This is a genomic window from Serratia sp. CY56464, from assembly GCF_052168435.1.
In the GTDB taxonomy this organism is placed as follows: Bacteria; Pseudomonadota; Gammaproteobacteria; order Enterobacterales; family Enterobacteriaceae; genus Serratia; species Serratia marcescens.
The window spans coordinates 1,471,724-1,489,965 of the sequence record NZ_JBJNMV010000001.1 but is presented as its reverse complement, the minus strand read 5'-3'; the positions used below and the strand labels follow the sequence as shown (position 1 = coordinate 1,489,965).

The 18,242-nt window shown below is 58.9% G+C and carries 19 protein-coding genes; 7 read left to right on the top strand and 12 right to left on the bottom strand.

The genetic code is table 11. The annotated features are described in order from the left end of the window. Positions 1-52: 52 nt before the first annotated feature. Complete coding sequence (locus tag ACJ8KE_RS07185) at positions 53-346, top strand: I78 family peptidase inhibitor (RefSeq protein WP_016927929.1); 294 nt, start codon at positions 53-55, stop codon at positions 344-346. A 71-nt stretch (positions 347-417) separates the two neighbouring features. Here the strand turns inward: ACJ8KE_RS07185 and cfa are convergent, their stop codons facing one another. After that, on the bottom strand, positions 418-1,569 hold the full coding sequence (gene cfa, locus ACJ8KE_RS07180) for a cyclopropane fatty acyl phospholipid synthase (RefSeq protein ID WP_004931341.1): 1,152 nt from the start codon (positions 1,567-1,569) through the stop codon (positions 418-420). 344 nt (positions 1,570-1,913) lie between these two features. Further along, entirely contained in the window at positions 1,914-3,125 is a 1,212-nt protein-coding gene (gene punC / locus ACJ8KE_RS07175) for a purine nucleoside transporter PunC (protein ID WP_442517185.1), read from the bottom strand. A gap of 123 nt (positions 3,126-3,248) precedes the next feature. Here punC and punR point away from each other — a divergent pair, with 123 nt between their 5' ends. Continuing rightward, the gene (punR, locus tag ACJ8KE_RS07170) at positions 3,249-4,214 is read left to right on the top strand and encodes a DNA-binding transcriptional activator PunR (RefSeq protein WP_442517184.1); all 966 of its coding nucleotides are present in this window, start codon (positions 3,249-3,251) and stop codon (positions 4,212-4,214) included. Here the strand turns inward: punR and purR are convergent. Continuing rightward, complete coding sequence (gene purR, locus ACJ8KE_RS07165; RefSeq protein WP_004931336.1) at positions 4,195-5,220, bottom strand: HTH-type transcriptional repressor PurR; 1,026 nt, start codon at positions 5,218-5,220, stop codon at positions 4,195-4,197. The genes punR and purR overlap by 20 nt on opposite strands. A 324-nt stretch (positions 5,221-5,544) precedes the next feature. On the opposite strand from purR, the gene cydH reads away from it, so the two are divergent. After that, positions 5,545-5,634, top strand: a complete 90-nt coding sequence (cydH, locus tag ACJ8KE_RS07160; RefSeq protein WP_004931335.1) for a cytochrome bd-I oxidase subunit CydH — start codon at positions 5,545-5,547, stop codon at positions 5,632-5,634. Between the two features lie 64 nt (positions 5,635-5,698). On the opposite strand, the gene sodB is transcribed toward cydH, so the two are convergent. Next, positions 5,699-6,277 carry a superoxide dismutase [Fe] gene (gene sodB, locus ACJ8KE_RS07155; protein WP_004931333.1) on the bottom strand — a complete coding sequence of 193 codons (579 nt, stop codon included), beginning with the start codon at positions 6,275-6,277 and terminating at the stop codon, positions 5,699-5,701. A gap of 199 nt (positions 6,278-6,476) precedes the next feature. Then, positions 6,477-7,295, bottom strand: coding sequence for a C40 family peptidase (locus tag ACJ8KE_RS07150; protein WP_049300308.1), 819 nt, complete (start codon positions 7,293-7,295; stop codon positions 6,477-6,479). A gap of 416 nt (positions 7,296-7,711) precedes the next feature. Between ACJ8KE_RS07150 and ACJ8KE_RS07145 the strand changes: the two genes are divergently transcribed. Beyond that, entirely contained in the window at positions 7,712-8,059 is a 348-nt protein-coding gene (locus ACJ8KE_RS07145; RefSeq protein WP_004931329.1) for a Grx4 family monothiol glutaredoxin, read from the top strand. A gap of 68 nt (positions 8,060-8,127) precedes the next feature. Here the strand turns inward: ACJ8KE_RS07145 and rnt are convergent, their stop codons facing one another. From rnt to ACJ8KE_RS07115, 6 genes are all read right to left on the bottom strand, one after another. Then, the gene (gene rnt, locus ACJ8KE_RS07140; protein ID WP_016927925.1) at positions 8,128-8,811 is read right to left on the bottom strand and encodes a ribonuclease T; all 684 of its coding nucleotides are present in this window, start codon (positions 8,809-8,811) and stop codon (positions 8,128-8,130) included. 79 nt (positions 8,812-8,890) lie between these two features. Beyond that, the gene (gene gloA / locus ACJ8KE_RS07135) at positions 8,891-9,298 is read right to left on the bottom strand and encodes a lactoylglutathione lyase (RefSeq protein WP_004931325.1); all 408 of its coding nucleotides are present in this window, start codon (positions 9,296-9,298) and stop codon (positions 8,891-8,893) included. Positions 9,299-9,640: 342 nt separating this feature from the next. Next, on the bottom strand, positions 9,641-10,744 hold the full coding sequence (locus ACJ8KE_RS07130; RefSeq protein ID WP_016927923.1) for an alkene reductase: 1,104 nt from the start codon (positions 10,742-10,744) through the stop codon (positions 9,641-9,643). A gap of 89 nt (positions 10,745-10,833) precedes the next feature. Continuing rightward, on the bottom strand, positions 10,834-11,454 hold the full coding sequence (locus ACJ8KE_RS07125; protein WP_016927922.1) for a TetR/AcrR family transcriptional regulator: 621 nt from the start codon (positions 11,452-11,454) through the stop codon (positions 10,834-10,836). Positions 11,455-11,557: 103 nt separating this feature from the next. Then, positions 11,558-13,195 (bottom strand): phosphoethanolamine transferase EptA, encoded by a 1,638-nt coding sequence (eptA, locus tag ACJ8KE_RS07120; protein WP_016927921.1) that lies wholly within the window; start codon positions 13,193-13,195, stop codon positions 11,558-11,560. A 139-nt stretch (positions 13,196-13,334) separates the two neighbouring features. Then, positions 13,335-13,976: an NAD(P)-dependent oxidoreductase gene (locus ACJ8KE_RS07115; protein WP_016927920.1), complete on the bottom strand. Its 642-nt coding sequence runs from the start codon at positions 13,974-13,976 to the stop codon at positions 13,335-13,337. A gap of 139 nt (positions 13,977-14,115) precedes the next feature. Between ACJ8KE_RS07115 and ACJ8KE_RS07110 the strand changes: the two genes are divergently transcribed. The 3 genes from ACJ8KE_RS07110 (at position 14,116) to ACJ8KE_RS07100 (ending at position 16,304) form a co-directional block, all read left to right on the top strand. After that, on the top strand, positions 14,116-15,045 hold the full coding sequence (locus tag ACJ8KE_RS07110) for a LysR substrate-binding domain-containing protein (RefSeq protein WP_442517183.1): 930 nt from the start codon (positions 14,116-14,118) through the stop codon (positions 15,043-15,045). Between the two features lie 23 nt (positions 15,046-15,068). Continuing rightward, on the top strand, positions 15,069-15,308 hold the full coding sequence (locus tag ACJ8KE_RS07105; RefSeq protein WP_015377731.1) for a DUF1289 domain-containing protein: 240 nt from the start codon (positions 15,069-15,071) through the stop codon (positions 15,306-15,308). Positions 15,309-15,407: 99 nt separating this feature from the next. Next, positions 15,408-16,304 carry an aldo/keto reductase gene (locus ACJ8KE_RS07100; RefSeq protein WP_004931312.1) on the top strand — a complete coding sequence of 299 codons (897 nt, stop codon included), beginning with the start codon at positions 15,408-15,410 and terminating at the stop codon, positions 16,302-16,304. Between the two features lie 59 nt (positions 16,305-16,363). On the opposite strand, the gene ACJ8KE_RS07095 is transcribed toward ACJ8KE_RS07100, so the two are convergent. After that, positions 16,364-18,208 (bottom strand): polyurethane esterase, encoded by a 1,845-nt coding sequence (locus ACJ8KE_RS07095; RefSeq protein ID WP_097102149.1) that lies wholly within the window; start codon positions 18,206-18,208, stop codon positions 16,364-16,366. Positions 18,209-18,242: the final 34 nt, after the last annotated feature.

The window sequence follows — 18,242 nt, the reverse complement described above, 5'->3', positions numbered from 1 at the left end:
GCGATTCTGGCGTGACCGCCGGCATCGAATCATAAGCAGAGAGGAGAAACGCGTGAAGTTTTATGGGAAAACGTTGTTGTTAACCGCGTTGCTGGCGCTGAGCGCCTGCAGCAGTTCGCCTGAGCAGGGCGCTGGCGCTCAAATGGCCGATGCGGACGATACCTGTGGCGCATCGCAGTATCAAAACTTCGTCGGCAAACCGATGACCTCGTTGGAAGGCGTGCGGATCGACGCCAAGGTGCGAGCGATTCCGTACAACTCTGCCGTCACCATGGATTTCAACCTGCGCCGCCTGAACTTCCTTGGCGACAGCGACGATAAAATCATCCGCGTTTACTGCGGCTAAGCCGCCTGGTTAGAAAGAGCAAAAAAGCCCCGGCGATGAGGTTGCCGGGGCTTTTTTTATTAGGGGAGCGTTCAGCGTGCGACGCGGATGCCGCCTTCCACGCCTTTCGGGCTGAACACCACCTGCCATAGCTGCAGATCGCGCGCCCGGAACGCGCCGGCGCAGGCGTTCAGATAATAGCTGAACATCCGTTCGAAGCGCTCGGAATAGCGCTCGGCGAGCTGCGGCCACGCCTGTTTGAAGCGCTCGAACCAGGCCATCAGCGTGCGATCGTAGTCGGCGCCGATGTTGTGCCAGTCTTCCATCACGAAATGGCCTTCGCTGGCCTCGGCGATATGTCTCACGGAGGGCAGGCAGCCGTTCGGGAAGATATATTTGTTGATCCAGGGATCGACGTTCATGTCGGTCTTGTTGGAGCCGATGGTGTGCAGCAGGAACAGGCCGTGCGGCGCCAGATTGCGCTCCACCACGTCGAAATAGGTGCGGTAGTTTTTCGGCCCGACATGCTCGAACATGCCAACGGACACAATGCGATCGAACTGCTGATGCAGATCGCGATAATCCTGCAACAGGATCTGCACATCCAGCCCGGCGCAGCGCGCCTGAGCCAGCTTCTGCTGTTCGGCGGAAATGGTCACGCCGACCACCGACACGCCGTAATTTTTCGCCGCATAGGCGGAAAGGCCGCCCCAGCCGCAACCGATGTCCAGCAAACGCATGCCCGGCTGCAGCTGCAGTTTCTCGCAGATCATCCGCAGCTTGGCTTCCTGCGCTTCCTCCAGCGTGGTGGCGTCTTTCCAGTAGCCGCAGGAATATTGCATGTAAGGATCGAGCATCAGGGTAAACAGATCGTTGCCAAGATCGTAATGCTCTTTGCCGACGATCCAGGCGCGCTTTTTCGATTGCAGATTGGTCAGGCGCGCGGCGGCGATACGCAGGGTGTCTTTCAGGTGGTGGGGGAGTTTCTTCTCCAGCCCGGCGCTGACCACGCGCTGAAAGAACATATCCAGCCGCTCGCACTCCCACCAACCGTCCATATAGCTTTCGCCCAGGCCCAGTGACCCTTGCTGCAAAACGCGTTTAAAGAATTCGGGATTTTTAACCTGAATATCGAAAGGGCGCGATCCGTTGATTTCGATACCGGCCAGACCGAGCATTTCGTGCGCGATACGGTACCACTGGTTATCCTGGATGCTCAGATCTTCTATACACGATGAACTCATAGCTTCTCCATCACCTTCTTCTGACTGATGACCCGTTAGGAAACAGCTTAGACAATTTCTGCGGGTGCATACGTATACCAACGGGAAATAAGCCCGCGGCGTCTGATATCCGACTATGAACAGAGGAAATTTAAAGAAACGGCCCGACGCAAACGGCGCAGGATAAACGCCTCTTTAAAAAAAGAGTGTGACGCAAGGCGCGTACACAATAGCTGATTGAGATATAGAGATTATAAGGTGTTACTTTACAAGGTTGTTTTTGAGTATAGGCGTGCCGAGGCGTTGACTCAACTGTAAATCGCACTCGGCACGCATATTCTTTAAGTGATTATTAATCTTGGTAATTATGACGCTGAGTTAGCATGTTCCCGCTGTGCCTTTTGCTGCGCATCGGCCGCTTTTCCCCGCTGCAGGAAATAACCCAACGCGGCCAGGACTACCGTAGATACCATCACCGTCACCGTTGCCAACAGCGGCTGGGCAATAAACGCCGACACCAGCATGCTCGCCACAAAACACAGCCCCAATTGCAGCGTATTTTGCAGCGCGGCGGCTTTACCGCTGCTTTCCGGGAATGGCATCAGCGCATTCGCCACCATGATCGGGTAGCCGGCGCCGTTGACCAGCGCCATGACGCAGAACGGGATCAGCAGCGTGGTGAGCGTCGGATTGGTCAGGGTCGCCACCAGATACAGGGCCACCATGCTGACAGCATAAGCTACCAGCAGCCACGGCAGCAGGGTTTTGCCATTGATGCGCTTGAGCGCGGCGCGGCAGCCATAGCCCCCCAACAGGAAAGCCAGCGTCTGCGGCACATAGCTCAGACCGATGTCGCTCGGGCCGTAGCCCATATCACCGAGGATGAACGGCGAGCCGGTCAGCCAGGCAAAGAAGCCGGCCGAGCAGGCGGCGTACATAGCGACGTTGCCGCTGAACACCGGGGATTTCAATAATTGCCAAAAACTGACGCTGCTTTTTGGCGCATCGGCGGCGGGTTGCGTTTTGGCGCGATCTTTGAGCAGCAACGTCGGCAGCAGCAGCAGGGCCGTGATGGCCAACAGCACGGCGAAGATCGCGCGCCAGCTGGCGTGGTTCAGCAGCCAGGCGCCAAGCAGCGGCGCCAATGCCGGCGACAGCGCCACCAGCGGCATGATGGTGGCGAATACGCGGTTGGCCTGGCCTTCGCGATAGCGGTCGACCACCAGCGCTTGCCAGATGGCGGCGGCGGAACAGACGCCGACGGCCTGAATAAAGCGCAGTATCCAGAGCTGCACGGCATTTTCCACCCACAGCATGCCCAGGCAGCCGAGCGCGAACAGCGTCAGGCCAATCAATAATACCGGTTTGCGGCCCAGTCGGTCGGAGAGCGGCCCCCACAGCAACTGCGCGAAGGCGAAGCCGGCCAGAAAGATGCTCAGGCTGGCGCTGACCGCGCCGGCGGAAATTTGCAGTTCCTCCCGCATGGCGCCGAAGGCGGGCAGGTACATATCGGTCGCCAGATAACCCAGCATGCTCAGGCCGGCGAGGTAGAACATAAAACCAAAGGAGTTTCGCATGGTATTTCTCGTTAATATTTTAGTGTCGCAGGTTTTTAGCGCCGGCCAGTGTATCCGGCTGGATCTCTGCTTGTGAAACGGTAATATTTGCAAAGTGCTGTTAAAAAAATTGAAGGCAAAGCGATGTGGTCTGAATATTCTCTTGAAGTTGTTGACGCGGTGGCGCGCACCGGCAGTTTCAGCGCGGCGGCGCAGGAGCTGCACCGGGTACCGTCGGCGGTGAGCTATACCGTGCGGCAACTGGAACAATGGCTGGCGGTGCCGCTGTTTGAGCGGCGTCACCGTGATGTGGAGTTGACGCCGGCTGGCGCGCTGTTTATCAAGGATGCGCGAGTTGTTATCAAAAAAATGCTCGACACCCGCCGCCACTGTCAACAGGTGGCCAACGGGTGGCGCGGCCAGCTGAATATCGCAGTCGACATCATCGTCAAACCGCAGCGCAGCCGCCAGCTGGTGCTGGATTTCTACCGCCATTTCCCCGACGTTGAACTGATGCTGCAACCCGAGGTGTTCAACGGCGTGTGGGATGCGTTGGTGGACGGCAGGGTGGACATGGCGATCGGCGCCACGCGCGCGGTGCCGGTCGGCGGCGGCTTCGCTTTCCGCGACATGGGGGATATGAACTGGCTGTGCGTAGTCAGCCCACAGCATCCGTTGGCGCAGCTGGCAGGGCCATTGAATGACGATCGGTTGAGGCCATACCCTGCGCTTTGTCTGGAAGACACCTCGCGCAATCTGCCCAAGCGCGTCACCTGGACGCTGGATAACCAGCGGCGGCTGGTGGTGCCGGACTGGACCTCGGCGCTCGACTGTTTGTGCGCCGGATTGTGCGTCGGCATGATGCCGGCGCATCTGGCGCTGCCGCGGGTGCAGCGCGGTGAGCTGAAGGCGTTGCAGTTGCAGCAGCCGTTTCCCGCCAGCCCCTGCTGCCTGACCTGGCAACAGGATAAACCGTCACCGGCGATGAGCTGGCTGCTGGCGTATTTGGGCGATGGCGAGACGCTGAATCAGGAGTGGCTGAGTGAGGCGGCACCGGAAGCCGCGCAGGCCTCCGGCAGGGAAGATGATATCAGCGGCGGTAGTCGATGAACGGACCATCGGCGACCGAACGGCGTTCGACCAGCTTCGGATGCACTTCGATCACCTGCGATTCTTCGCGCTTGCTGATGATGCGATCCAGCAGCATGGTGAAGGCCATTTCTCCCAGGCGTTCTTTCGGCTGGTGAATGGTGGTCAGCGCCGGGGTGAAGTAGCGGGCGTTGCGCACGTTGTCATAGCCGATCACGGAAATATCCTGCGGCACTCGCAGCCCCAGCTCGTCAGCGGCGCAGATGGCGCCCATCGCCATGATGTCGCCGCCGCAAAATACCGCGGTCGGCCGCTGTTTTTGCGACAGGATTTGGTGCATCGCCTTGTAGCCGGACTCCGGCTCGAAGTCACCCTGGACGATCCACTCTTCGCGAATGTCGATATGCGCTTCCTGCAGCGCCTTCATAAAGCCCTGATGACGGCCGCCGCCGGTGTTGCGCGACAGCTGGCCCGGGATGGCGCCGATATCGCGGTGGCCGCGCTCGATCAGGTAACGGCCGGCCAGATAGCCGCCTTCGAACGCGTTATCGATGATGGTGTCGGTGAAGTCGCCGCGCGCGGCGCCCCAGTCCATCACCACCATCGGGATATTACGGTAGTCCTCCAGCATGCCCAGCAGTTGATCCGGGTATTCGGAACACATGACCAGCAGGCCGTCGACGCGCTTTTGCGCCAGCATCGCCAGGTAGGCGCGCTGCTTGTCCAGATTGTTGTGCGAGTTGCACAGGATCAGGGTGTAACCTTTGCTGTAGCAGCTGTTTTCCACCGCCTCGATCACTTCGGCAAAATAGGGCGCTTCGCTCGAGGTGGCCAGCAGGCCGATCGACTTGGTGTGATTGACTTTCAGGCTGCGCGCCACGGCGCTCGGCGAGTAGTGCAGCTCTTTGATGGCGGCCCACACGGCCGCTTTGGTCTCTTCGGCGACGAAACGAGTCTTATTGATGACGTGCGAAACGGTGGTGGTGGAAACGCCCGCGCGTTTGGCCACATCTTTAATCGTTGCCATGTAAGGAATGACTCCTGAACTCACATGTTTACAGCATGTAAGTGTGATGTTAATCGTTTGCCTACGTAGATCCTTCTCCAGAGAAGCGAAAACTGAGTTTTTAGTGTGTTGAAGTCTTCAGCGCTTAATCAGGAGGGGCATGGATGCCGGTACGCAGTTGTGAACTGCGAATTTTGTCGCATATTGAACAAAAGTGGAAGAGGTAATCGAGATTATAAACCGGGAAATGATAACAAGATTTTATCGGCGAACTGTGGGAAAATGATTTGACGTACTAATTGTGCGCCTTTTATCCTTAGGAAAGCCCATTTTAAAGGAGTTGTCATGGATACCGATCTGAAGATGTCTCTGTTCACTACCGTCGGCGCGTTGGCGATGATCATCGCTTTCAGCTTTGTCGCCGCGTTGAACTGATTTCCCGCCAGTTTTAAAAAAGGCGCAGCCAAGCTGCGCCTCATCACTTAGGCAAGGCCTGCGCTTACGCCAGGTTTTCCGCCGCAAATGTCCAGTTGACCAACGCCCAGAAGTTTTCCAGGTATTTTGGACGCGCATTGCGGTAATCGATGTAATACGCGTGTTCCCACACGTCAACGGTCAGCAGCGGTTTATCTTCACCGGTCAGCGGAGTTGCCGCGTTGGAGGTGTTGACGATCGCCAGCGCGCCGTCCGGTTTTTTCACCAGCCAGGTCCAGCCGGCGCCGAAGTTTTTCACGGCGGCATCGGTGAACTGTTCTTTGAACGCAGCGAAAGAGCCGAAGGATTTGACGATCGCGGCCGCCAGTTCGCCCTGCGGTTCACCGCCGCCCTGTGGCGACAGGCAGTGCCAGTAGAAGGTGTGGTTCCACACCTGTGCGGCGTTGTTGAACACGCCGCCGTTGGAGGTCTTGATGATCTCCTCGAGCGATTTGCCCTCGAACTCGCTGCCTTTCACCAGGTTGTTCAGGTTAACTACGTAGGTATTGTGGTGTTTGCCGTAGTGGTATTCCAGGGTCTCGGCGGAGATGTGCGGCTCGAGCGCGTTTTTCTCATACGGTAATGCAGGTAATTCAAACGACATTGCTTCCTCCTTTACAGCGCCACTTTCTTCCCGCCGAGGCGGGAGCCAGATGGGCCGTTTTTTATTGTGGTCATTCAATCTTAACAATTTTCATCATAAAAAACAGGAGGAAAAGCGAGAAATGCGCGTGGGAGAGTGCGATGGGCGATAGCTTGAGCAGGCGGTTGCGACCGGGGCCGCAACCGCGCAGAACAGGGAATTAACGGATGGTTTTCGGCGTCACTACGCGGCGTGCGCCGATGTAGTGGTTCTGCCAATAGTCGTTGTCGAGCTGGCTGATGCGGATCTCTTCGCCGGTGCGCGGCGACTGGATGAATTTGCCGTTGCCGAGATAAACGCCGACATGATCCGCCACGCCGCGGTTGTTGATGCGGAAGAACACCAAATCGCCGCTTTCCAGTTCGCTTTTCTTGATCGGCGCCGCGTCTCGCAGGTGATACATTTCGTTGGCGGTGCGCGGCATCTTGATTTTCACCACGTCTTTATAGGCGTAATAGATAAGTCCGCTGCAGTCGAAGCCGGTGCGCGGCGAGCTGCCGCCCCAGCGGTAAGGTTTGCCCATCTGATCCATCAGCTTGGCCATCGCGGTCTGCTTGGCGTGCTGGTAACGCTTTTTGTGCGCCGGGCTGAGTTTCAACGGTTTTTCATCACGCGCCAGCTTGGCGGTAGCCATACCGGCGTCGCGGTGGCGGCCATAGCCTTTTTTATAGCCCTTTTTCGGCGGGGTGACTTTAATTTTGGCGATTTTCTGCGCTTTGGCCTTGGGTTTGGCGCTGACGATCTTTTTCGCGCTTTTCTCGCTTTTGACCTTGGCGGTCCTGGTTTTTTTCTCGGGGGCCGTCACTTTGGCTTTTTTGGCGGCTTTATCCGCTTTCTTTTTTCTGCGGTCATCAGGCCGCGCTTCATTAGCATGGCTTTTACGCTGCTCGGCGGCAACGCGCGCCTGTGGCGCAGCGTGCGCCAAATTGAAGAAGAGCTGCGTAAACAGCAGCGCAAAGAGCGTAAGAATTAAACGCATGTCGACGTCACCAACCTTGGCCCCGAAACGGATATCGAAAGAGTTACAGTATTCCCGAACTTCGCCATATAAAACAGCGAAGAACTCATAAATAATAATCCATATTGTGAGAAAACGTTAATGACATTTTTTTTGGTTTAAAATCAGCCTGTTGATGTATAAAAAAGCGCCAGGCGACGATGGCGGATATAATTAAGCCGCGCCGTCATCGCGGCGCAATATATTAGTGAAATGGTCGGATTAAAAATGTTATTCTCAACGTATGTTTTGACCGGAATGACGTGGCCGGTGAAACGCGATCGGCGGCGGGCGAATATCCTTGCAAAAGATGGCGTTTTCTTGCGACTGTTCCAGCCGCTACAATAGCCCGCGTGATGCATGTTGTAGCCATGAAATGTGGCTTGAGGAAGCAATAAATGACGACGACACTTGAAAAAATTCAGCACCAGATCGCTGAAAACCCGATTCTGCTGTACATGAAAGGTTCGCCAAAGCTGCCGAGCTGCGGCTTTTCCGCGCAGGCTGTGCAAGCGCTGTCCGCCTGCGGCGAGCGTTTCGCCTACGTGGACATTTTGCAGAACCCGGACATCCGCGCCGAGCTGCCAAAATACGCCAACTGGCCGACGTTCCCGCAGCTGTGGGTAGATGGTGAGCTGGTTGGCGGTTGCGATATCATCATCGAGATGTATCAGCGCGGCGAACTGCAGCAACTGATCAAAGAAACGGCAGAAAAGTATAAAGCGCAAGAAGACCAGCAGTCTTAATCGACGGGCTTGCGATTATCGCGTAACGGGCGGCGCCAGTGCAAACTGGGCCGCCTTTTTTGTTGATTTTATTCGGCGAGATCGCCGGCGGGCAGCGGCCAGCCGCCGAGACGCTTCCAGCGGTTAACCAGCTCACAAAACAGCAGGGCGGTTTGCTCGGTGTCGTACAGCGCAGAGTGCGCCTGGCTGCTGTCGAACGGCATACCGGCCGCGATACAGGCTTTCGCCAACACCGTTTGGCCCAGCACCAGGCCGCTCAGCGCGGCGGTGTCGAAGGTGGCGAACGGATGGAACGGGTTGCGCTTCAGGCCGGCACGTTCGGCCGCGGCCATCAGGAAGCTGTGATCGAAGTTGGCGTTGTGCGCCACGATAATGGCCCGGTTGCACCCGCGATCCTTGAGCCCTTTGCGCACCGCTTTGAAAATGGCGTGCAGCGCGTCGTATTCGCTGACCGCGCCGCGCAACGGGTTGTGCGGATCGATGCCGTTAAACGCCAGCGCTTCCGGCTGCAGGTTGGCGCCCTCGAAAGGCTCCACGTGGAAGTGCAGGGTCTCGTCCCGCTGCAGCCAGCCATCTTCATCCATTTTCAGCGTGACGGCGGCGATCTCCAGCAACGCATCGGTATTGGCGTTGAAGCCGGCGGTTTCAACATCTATTACTACGGGATAAAACCCACGAAAACGACCACTCAGGGCGTTAAGATCACTTTTTTCGGCCATCAGTTTCTTATCTTCATCGAATGCAGCGCGCATTATGGCAAATTTTGCGCCTGGTTGCAGGCGCTATCGCGCGGAGAATCAGCAGGGCGCCAGCGCGCCCTGAAGGGGAGGCTTAGTGGCCGAGGCCCTGACCGGCGTGTTTGTTTTCGATCAGCTCAATTTTGTAGCCGTCCGGATCTTCGACGAAGGCGATGACCGTGGTGCCGCCTTTCACCGGGCCGGCTTCGCGGGTGACTTTGCCGCCTGCGCGACGGATGCTGTCGCAGGTGGCGGCAACGTCGTCCACGCCCAGCGCCAGGTGGCCGAAGGCGGTGCCCATGTCGTAGCTGTCGGTGCCCCAGTTATAGGTCAGTTCGATAACCGCGCCTTCGCTCTCTTCCGTATAGCCGACGAAAGCCAGGGAGTATTTGTACTCCGGGTTTTCGCTGGTGCGCAGCAGGCGCATGCCTAATACCTTGGTGTAGAAGTCGATGGCGCGTTGCAGGTCACCGACGCGGATCATGGTATGGAGTAAGCGCATAATTCCTCTGAATTGACTGTGCCGTGGCAGACGGCGGGTGGATTGAAGCACAAGCGAGTATAGCCTTGTCCCGCAAGGGAATTCAACGTAACGAGTTGGTGACAATGTCACTTAATGGTCTCGCGTCGCGGGTGTCTAAATATTGATCGAGCGTACCGATCGATACAGAGTAATTGATCTGCACAATCAATTATCTATTCCAGCGGCGATCGTGTAAAAATCGAACGGCAATAAAGATCAACACCAGGGAACACCGGCCCGCCTCGTGCGGGCCTTTTTGCGTTTGCGCGCGACGCATAAAAAACGGCCATGCGATTGCGTGGCCGTTGGAGTCAGGACGGGTTACTTCGCCAGAAACGGATAGTCGGTATAGCCTTCGGCGCCGCCGCCGTAGAAGGTTTCCGGCTTAGGTTCGTTCAGCGGGGCGTGCTGACGGAAACGCTCTACCAGATCCGGGTTGGCGATGTAGCTGCGGCCGAAGGCCACCGCGTCGATAAAACCTTTTTCGATCAACGCTTCGGCTTTTTCAGCGGTGTAGGCGCCGGCGCCGACGATCACCCCTTTAAAGTGGGCGCGCACCGAGTCGCGGAAGGCGTCGGAATACGGTTTGCCGCCGGCCCAGTCCGGTTCGGAGATGTGCAGGTAAGCGATGTTGCGCTTATTCAGCTCTTCCACCAGATACAGCGCCGCTTCTTCCTGATCTTCGCCGTTGTCCAGCCCGTTGAACGGCCCCAGCGGCGAGATGCGGATACCGATGTGTTCGGAACCCCATTCGGCGATGGTGGCGTCGACCACTTCCAACGTCAGGCGGGTGCGATTCTCGATGCTGCCGCCGTATTGATCGGTGCGTTGGTTGGAAGCCGGTGACATGAACTGGTGCAGCAGATAGCCGTGGGCAGCATGCAGCTCGATGAAGTCGAAGCCGGCTTCGCGCGCGTTAGCGGTTGCCTGGCGGAAATCGTTGATGATGCCCGGGATCTCGCTGGTTTCCAGCGCGCGCGGTGTGGAGGTCGGTACGCGCACCCAGGCGCCGGTTTCATCTCGCACGGTGGTGCGGGTTTCGGCGTTGATTGCCGAAGGCGCGACCGGCGCTTGTCCGCCCGGCTGCAGGCTGGCGTGGGAGATGCGGCCTACATGCCACAGCTGTACGGCAATGTGGCCGTTTTTGTCGTGTACCGCCTGCGTGATGTGTTTCCACGCGGCGATCTGTTCCGGGGTATGCAGGCCCGGCGCGCCGGCGTAGCCTTTCGCCTGGAAGGAGATCTGCGTCGCTTCGGTCACGATCAGGCCGGCGCCGGCGCGCTGCGCATAGTATTCCGCCATCAGTGGCGTAGGAATATCGCCCGGTTCGATGCTGCGCAGACGCGTCAGCGGAGCCATAAACACGCGGTTGGGCAGGGTGACGGCGCCAACCTTCAGCGGAGAGAGCAATTTTTCAGTCTTCATAGTGCATCCTGTATTTAATAGACCGGTCGTCTAGTGATGGGCGATAAAAAAACACGAACTGCATTTTTCACGAAAAAAGACGGTTGTCGTTACCGTTGCGGCGGGCGCAGCAGCAACTCGATGCTTTCCAGCGCACTGGTTAACGGCGCCAGCGAATGACGGATCTTGGCGCGCAGCGAGGCACCGAGCCACAGTGAATACAGCGTTTCTGCAGTCGCCGCCGGGCTCATGGCCACCGACAGCGAGCCCTCGGCGATACCGCGCTCGATGGCCTCCTGCAGATGGCCGATCACGCGAGCGGTGCCCGTTTCCAGCGCATGGCGCATCGGTTCCGACAGATCGCTCACCTCGGCGGAAAGTTTCACCGCCAGGCAGGCGTTGTGGCATTCGCTGCGGCAGTGGTAGCTGATAGCCTGGGCGTAATAGCCGAGCAGCTGGTGGCGGGCATCGCCGCGTCTGTCGGCAAACAGCGCCTGCATTTCTGCATCATAATGCGCGAAATAGCGCTGCAGCATCGCTTCGCCGAAGGCTTCCTTCGAGCGAAAATAGTGGTAGAACGAGCCTTTCGGCACGCCCGCGGTGGCCAGCAGTTCACTCAGCCCCATGCCGGTAAAGCCCAGGCGCAGGCTGAGGGTTTCGCCGGTGGCGAGCAGATGTTCACGTGTATCCACGTTGCAATGCGTTGATTTGGTCATCATGGTGCCGAGCATAATAGACCGATTGGTCTAGGTCAATGGGAATAAAAAAACCGGCGCACAAAACGCCGGTTTGTCTGCAAGACATTGTGCCTCAGCGGCACGCGGAAGTTAAGCGCTACGCCGCGTTGCGGCAACGCTGCAGGATATCCAACTGGGATTGATATTCGCGGGTCTGTACGTTCAGCATGCCCAACAGGGTGTGGAACAGGTTGTCCTGTGAAACCTCGTCCTTTTCCGCCAACGTATTCAGACACTGGCGATCGATGTCGAAATTGCGCTGATAGTCGGCCGACATCCACATCAGGAAAGGCACGTGCGTTTGTTGGCTTGGCGCGAAGACATAAGGCGTGCCGTGCAGATACATGCCGTTCTCCCCCAGCGATTCGCCGTGATCGGACAAATAGACCAGCGCGGTATTGAACCGATCGTCATACTGCCGCAGCAACTTGATGGTGGCATCGAGCATCGCGTCGGTATACAGGATTGAGTTGTCGTAGGTGTTCACCAACTGTTCATGGCTGCAATCCTGGATCTGATTACTGTTGCAGGTCGGTGAAAACGCCTGGAACTCTGGCGTGCTGCGGCGATAGTAAGCCGGGCCGTGGCTGCCCATCTGGTGCAGCACGATCACACCATCGTCTTTCAGGCTATTGATGTAGTCGTTCAGCTTGTACAGCAGCACGTTGTCCATGCAAACCTCGCCGTCACAGTCCTGCGGCAGTTTCAGCTTGGTCATGTCGATGTGCGGCACCCGGTCGCAGGCGCCTTTGCAGCCGCCGTCGTTATCGCGCCACAGCACATTGACGCCGGCATGCGCCAGCACGTCGAGCATGCCTTCCTGGTGCGTCGCCTGAGTCGCGTCATACTCCTTGCGTGGCATGTTGGAGAACATGCAGGGCACGGAGATCGCCGTTTCGGTGCCGCAGGAACTGGCGTTCTTGAAGTAGACCACGTCGTCCTGCTTCAGGCGCGGGTTGGTTTCGCGCCCGTAACCGCCGAGGGAGAAGTTTTCGGCGCGGGCGGTTTCGCCCACGACCAGGATCACCAGCGTTTTCTTGGTCTGCCTGGCGATCAGCGGCCCTTTACGCGCATCTTCGCCGATCTTGACCAGCGGCAGATTGCGGGTGAAGTAACGCTGTTCGGTAAACTTGATGGTGCCGGCCACGAAGTTGGAAGGCGTCAACATCTTCACCACGCTTTTATTGTTGCGGATCAGCGAAGCGTAGTCTTTGTAGAACAGCGCGGCGACGATCAGGATCACCACCAACGACAGCATGACGTTGGCGGCGCGCAGCCCGACCATGTACCACCAGGGGCGAGTCTGGCGAATTTGGGTGAAGCAGACCGCCACCGCCGGCAGAATGCCGAGCAGCGCCAGCCACAATCCCATGCGCGGCGTCAGCAGTGCGGTCGCCTCCTGGGGGTTGGTTTCGAAGGCGTTTTGCATCATGTTGCCATCGATCACCACACCATAGCTGAACATGAAATAGTTGGCTGCGGCGCTGCCGAGCAAGAAAAAGATGATCAACGGCTTACGCAGGTAGGGCACGGTCAACACGCTGAAGATAATATTCAGCGCGCAAAAGATCACCACCGGCATACTGGCCGCGAAAATCACGCTGTGGACGCTATCGAAGGTGATATACGACCAGGCGCGATGCAGGAATAACGCGTTTTGAAACAGAGTGAAGAACAGGGCGGCGGCGAGGGTAAAACCGAGGCTGTTGCACTGTAAGCGTTGACGTAACCACATTGCCAATGTCGGGATCCTGAAAGTAGATAATGTCGTGAAATCTACCGGATGAAACTTAAGAAAACCTTAGAAATTCAGAATACTGGCGACGGAGAATACGTGAAAACCGCCAGGCCGAGCGGCCTGGCGGCAGGGCAGTTTAGTAGGCGGCGGTGAATTGCGCGCGAATAAACTGAGGTTTTTCAATCTCATCAACGATAGCGACTGCCAGATCTTCCACCGAAATGCTGGCCGGCGCTTCGCCGTTCATCAGCAGTTGCGTGGTGCCGAGGCGGAACTGGCCAGTGCGTTTGCCCGGCTCCAGCAGGGCGGCCGGCGAAAGATAGGTCCAGTCGAGTGCCGACTCGTTACGCAGTTTGTTGCGCAGATCGCGCACCGCCTGCGCGCCGGGGCGGATATTTTCCGGGAACTGCGGCGTATCCACCAGTTCAACGCCCGGCGCCACTTCCAGGCTGCCGGCTCCGCCGACCACCAACAGGCGTTTGACGCCGGCCTGCTCGACCGCGGTGAGGATCTGCTGGGCGCCGCGGGTGGTTTTCTCATACAGGTTGTCTTCGCCCCAGCCTGGGTTGTAGGCGCTGATCACCGCGTCCTGGCCGCGCAATTGTCCCGCCAGCCAGGCGGTGTCGGCGACGTCGCCCAGTGCGACGGTCAGATTGGCGTGCTCCGGCAAATCTTTTTTCTGGCGCGCGATTGCCGTCACCTGAATACCGCGAGCCAGCGCTTCATCCACCACGCGGCGGCCAACAAAACCGGTTGCTCCAATAATGGCTACTTTCATCTGTATGCTCCTTCGGGGATAGGTTCAGTATCGTGAGGCAGGCCGAGGTGCCTGCCGCGTGGTTTCTACTCTAGTCCTTAACAATAGCCGTGATTAGTGCCATATTCATGCTTTCTTGATTAAGTAAAACTTCATAATCGTGGATAAACTCAATCGAATGGCGGTATTCGCCACCGTGGTGGCGGAGGGCTCGCTGGCTGGTGCGGCGCGGCGTCTGGGCATGACGCCGTCGGCGGTCAGCCAGCACATGCGCTCGCTGGAGAAGGCGCTTGGGGTGCCGTTGCTGCATCGTTCCACCCGCCGTCTGGCGCTGACCGAGGCGGGAGCGGCGTTCTATCCCGGCTGCGAGGCGATGCTGCAACAGGCGCTGCAGGCGGAGCAGCGGTTGGCTGAGCTGCGGGATACGCTGGTGGGTGAGCTGCGCATCGCCACCCCGGTCGGCATCGGCGGCCGCTCGTTGGCGGAGGCGCTGTCGCCGCTGTTGCAGGCGCATCCCAAGCTCACGCTGCGCGTGCTGGCGGACGATCGCATCGTCGATATGATAGAACAACGGGTCGACATTGCGCTGCGGGCCAACCGGCAGCTGGCGGACGCCAATATGATTGCGCATCCGCTGACGGCGTGGCCGATGGTGCTGTGCGCCGCACCGCGCTACCTCAGCCAGCATGGGGTGCCGGAAAAACCGCAGGATTTGGTACAGCACCGTTGGATTTCCAGCGGCTACAGCGGGGCACATCTGGATTTGCTGCACCAGTCCGGCCAGCAGGTCAAGCTGCGGCTGGCGGAAGGACAGATCGTCAGCGAGAGCATGAACGTGATGCGCGCCTTTACCCGCGCCGGGCTGGGCATTTCCGCTCAGCCGCTGTATGAAATTGGCGACGAACTGCAGCGCGGCGAGCTGTTGCTGCTGTTGCCGGAGTGGCGGCCGGCGGCACTCCGGCTGCACGCGCTGACGCTCGAACGCGATGTGCCGGAAAAAAGCCGCCAGGCGCTGCGCTATTTGCGCGACTATTTTCGCCGCAATGGCGAAAAGGGACTTGCCAGCGGCGGCGATGGCGTCTTCAATTAGCAAGAGAACGCAGGAGGAGCCTCGTGGCGCAGCAGCTTGAGTTTTTCGACATCCCCAGCCCGTGTCGCGGCATTTGCCAGGCCGACGATCGTGGATTCTGCCGTGGCTGCCTGCGCAGCCGCGAGGAGCGTTTCGGCTGGATGAACATGAGCGATGCGCAAAAGCGCGAGGTGCTGCGCCTGTGCCGTCAACGCTTCCTGCGGCTGCAGCGCGCCAATAAAGCGCCCGACGAGCCACTGCCGGAGCAACCGTCGCTGTTTTAACCTTTCCTGATCTGCCGCACGTTCGTGTGGCTTACCGCTTCCCTGTGCCTCACCGGCTTGTGTATGCTGGCTGACAACTAATGTCATGAGGTTTTCGCAATGGTAGAACGTATTCGTCTCGCGCCGCAGGGGCCTGAATTTTCCCGCATGATTTGCGGTTACTGGCGGTTGATGGAGTGGGGCATGTCGCCGCAGCAGCTGCTGACGTTCATCGAACAGCATGTCGAACTGGGCGTCACCACCGCCGATCACGCCGATATCTACGGCGGCTATGCCTGCGAACAGGCGTTCGGCGACGCGCTGCGCCTGAAACCGGCGTTGCGTCAGTCGCTGGAATTGGTGACCAAGTGCGGCATCGCCACCACCGCCAAGCCCGGCAACCCGATCGGCCACTACATCACCGACCGCGATCATATCGTGCAGAGCGCGGAACAGTCGCTGCGCCATCTGCATACCGATTACCTCGATCTGCTGCTGATTCACCGCCCGGATCCGTTGATGGACGCTGACGACGTAGCCGAAGCCTTCGTTGCGTTGCACAAAAGCGGCAAGGTGCGCCATTTCGGCGTCTCCAACTTTACGCCCGCGCAGTTCCAACTGCTGCAGTCGCGTCTGCCGTTCACGCTGGCGACCAACCAGGTGGAGATCTCGCCGATTCACCAACCGGCCATTCTCGACGGCACGCTTGACCAGTGCCAGCAACTGCGCATCAAGCCGATGGCCTGGTCCTGCCTGGGCGGCGGGCGCCTGTTCAACGACGCCGAGTTTCAGCCGCTGCGCGACGAGCTGCAGCGGGTGGCGCAAGAGATCGGCGCGGAGACCATCGAGCAGGTGGTGTACGCCTGGGTGATGCGCCTGCCGTCGTCACCGTTGCCAATCATCGGCTCCGGCAAGATTGAGCGGGTGCGTTCGGCGCTCAAGGCGCAGAAACTGGTGCTGAGCCGCCAGCAGTGGTTCCGCATTCGCAAGGCGGCGCTGGGGTATGACGTGCCTTAAGGCGGGCAGAAAGAGGAAAGCCGGGCGGCGAAAGCGCCCGGCTTTTTTTATGCCGATGCTTAGGCCAACACCACCTGATCGGTGCTGAAGTGATCGAGCGAGACGCCGATCAGCGTGACCTGGCTGTGGCCGAAGGCCAGCACCAGATCGTCGTTTTGCTGCGTGGCGTAATCGCGGATATTGCCGCTGGCGCCTTCGGTGCCGATAAACACCAGTTTATCGCTGGCGTTGAAGCCATACAGCTGATCGCGGCCGAAATCGCCGCTGAACAGGAAGGTGTTGCCGTTGCCGACGCCCTTCAGAATGTCATCGCCGCTGCCGCCGACGAAGGTCAGGTTGCCGCCGGCGTGGCCGATCAGCGTGTCGTTGCCGGCGTTGCCGAACAGCCAGGCGTCGTGGCTGCGGGCCTGCAGGACGTCATCGCCGTCACCGCCGGTGGCGGCGGCGGCATAGGCTTTGAGGCCTGAGTCCGATTTCAATCCGGCGGCGGTTACCTGATGATCCACTTCTTTGTTGAAGATAAGCCAGGAGGTTTCTTTGCTGCGCAGGGTGCTGATGTCGTCCGCCAGCGTAATGCCGCCCTTGGCATCGCGCAGGTAAAGCGTGTTGCCGTCGTAGGCGACCTCGGTATTTTTCAACGCCTGCTGGGTATCGAAGATATTGTGGCCTTTGCCGCCGGCGATCAGGTTATAGCCGCCGGCGTCGCGGAAGATATCGTCGCCGTCGCGGCCCTCGAGATAGTCGTTGCCTTTGCCGCCCTTGATCAAATCATTGCCGTCGCTGCCGATGATAAACGTCGGCCCGCTGTGCGTTTCCGCGTTGCGGTTCAGGTCTTCCACCCAGGTATTGCCGCGCGTGACGTTCGACAGGTTGGAGACGATGATGGTCGAGTCTTTGTCGGTCAGCGAATAAAACTCGGAGTTCAGCACCCGCATCAGGCCGTCCTGATAGAAGAACGGCAGGTGCGACAGCCAGGTCGGAATGTTGAGAATGGAAAACGGCAGCAGGTTCCAGGCGTCTGAGGCGTAGTGATCGTTGAAGTTGACGATATTGTTGGTGGCGGAGGTATGGGGCGCATCGTGAACGCCCAACGACGCCCCGGTCAGCGTGGTGCCGTCGAGCGCGCGGAACACCGGGTCGTTCTCGTAGCCGATGTTGAGCACCTTGCCGCCGGTTTCGTACTGGGTCGGCGAGGCGAAGGCGACATAGTTGGACTGCGCGTAGAAGCCGCTCCAGCTGGCGTCGCTCTGCGCCGCCATGCTGTTGACCGCCAGCCCGCCGAGGCTGTGGCCGCTGACCACCACGTCCTCGCCGCTCAGCCCGTGGGCCTGCGCGAATTTCGCCACGTCGCCCAGCAAGTTGCCGAAGGCCTTCAGCGTGTAGCCGTCGGCGTAGCCTTTCGGCCCGAACCCGGCCAGCAGATCGTTAATCACATCGCCGATGGTATCGCCGATCAACGACTCGCGCGGGCCGCTGGTGCCGCGAAATGAGATGCCAATGGCGGTGAGATTGCCTTCGCTGTCATATTTGCCCAGCACCTCGGCCTGTGCGGTGGTGTAACCGGCGGTCTCGCCGTAGTAGGTGCCGCGCGCATCGGTTTTGCCGGCGTAACCGAGCTGCTCGGCGCTGATCACCGACCAGCCGGCATTGTTTACCGCCTCCTGCGCGGCCTGTTCGGAGTCGGGATTCCAGGGGAGGCCCGGCAGGCCGCCCTGCGACTGGGTGCTGCCGATGAGCGCAGTGACCAGCGTCAGCGGCAGACCCAGCCCGAAACCGGTCTGGTGATAGCCTTCATCGAAGCCGTTATCGATATTGTGGTAAGCGTAGGTAGAGATGGCCAAGGCGTCGGAAAACAGCGCCTTCGACGCGTTTTCGTCCAGATCCTTATAGCTAAAGATGCCCATATCAGTTCCTTATGAAGTATGCCGCCTGGCCTGG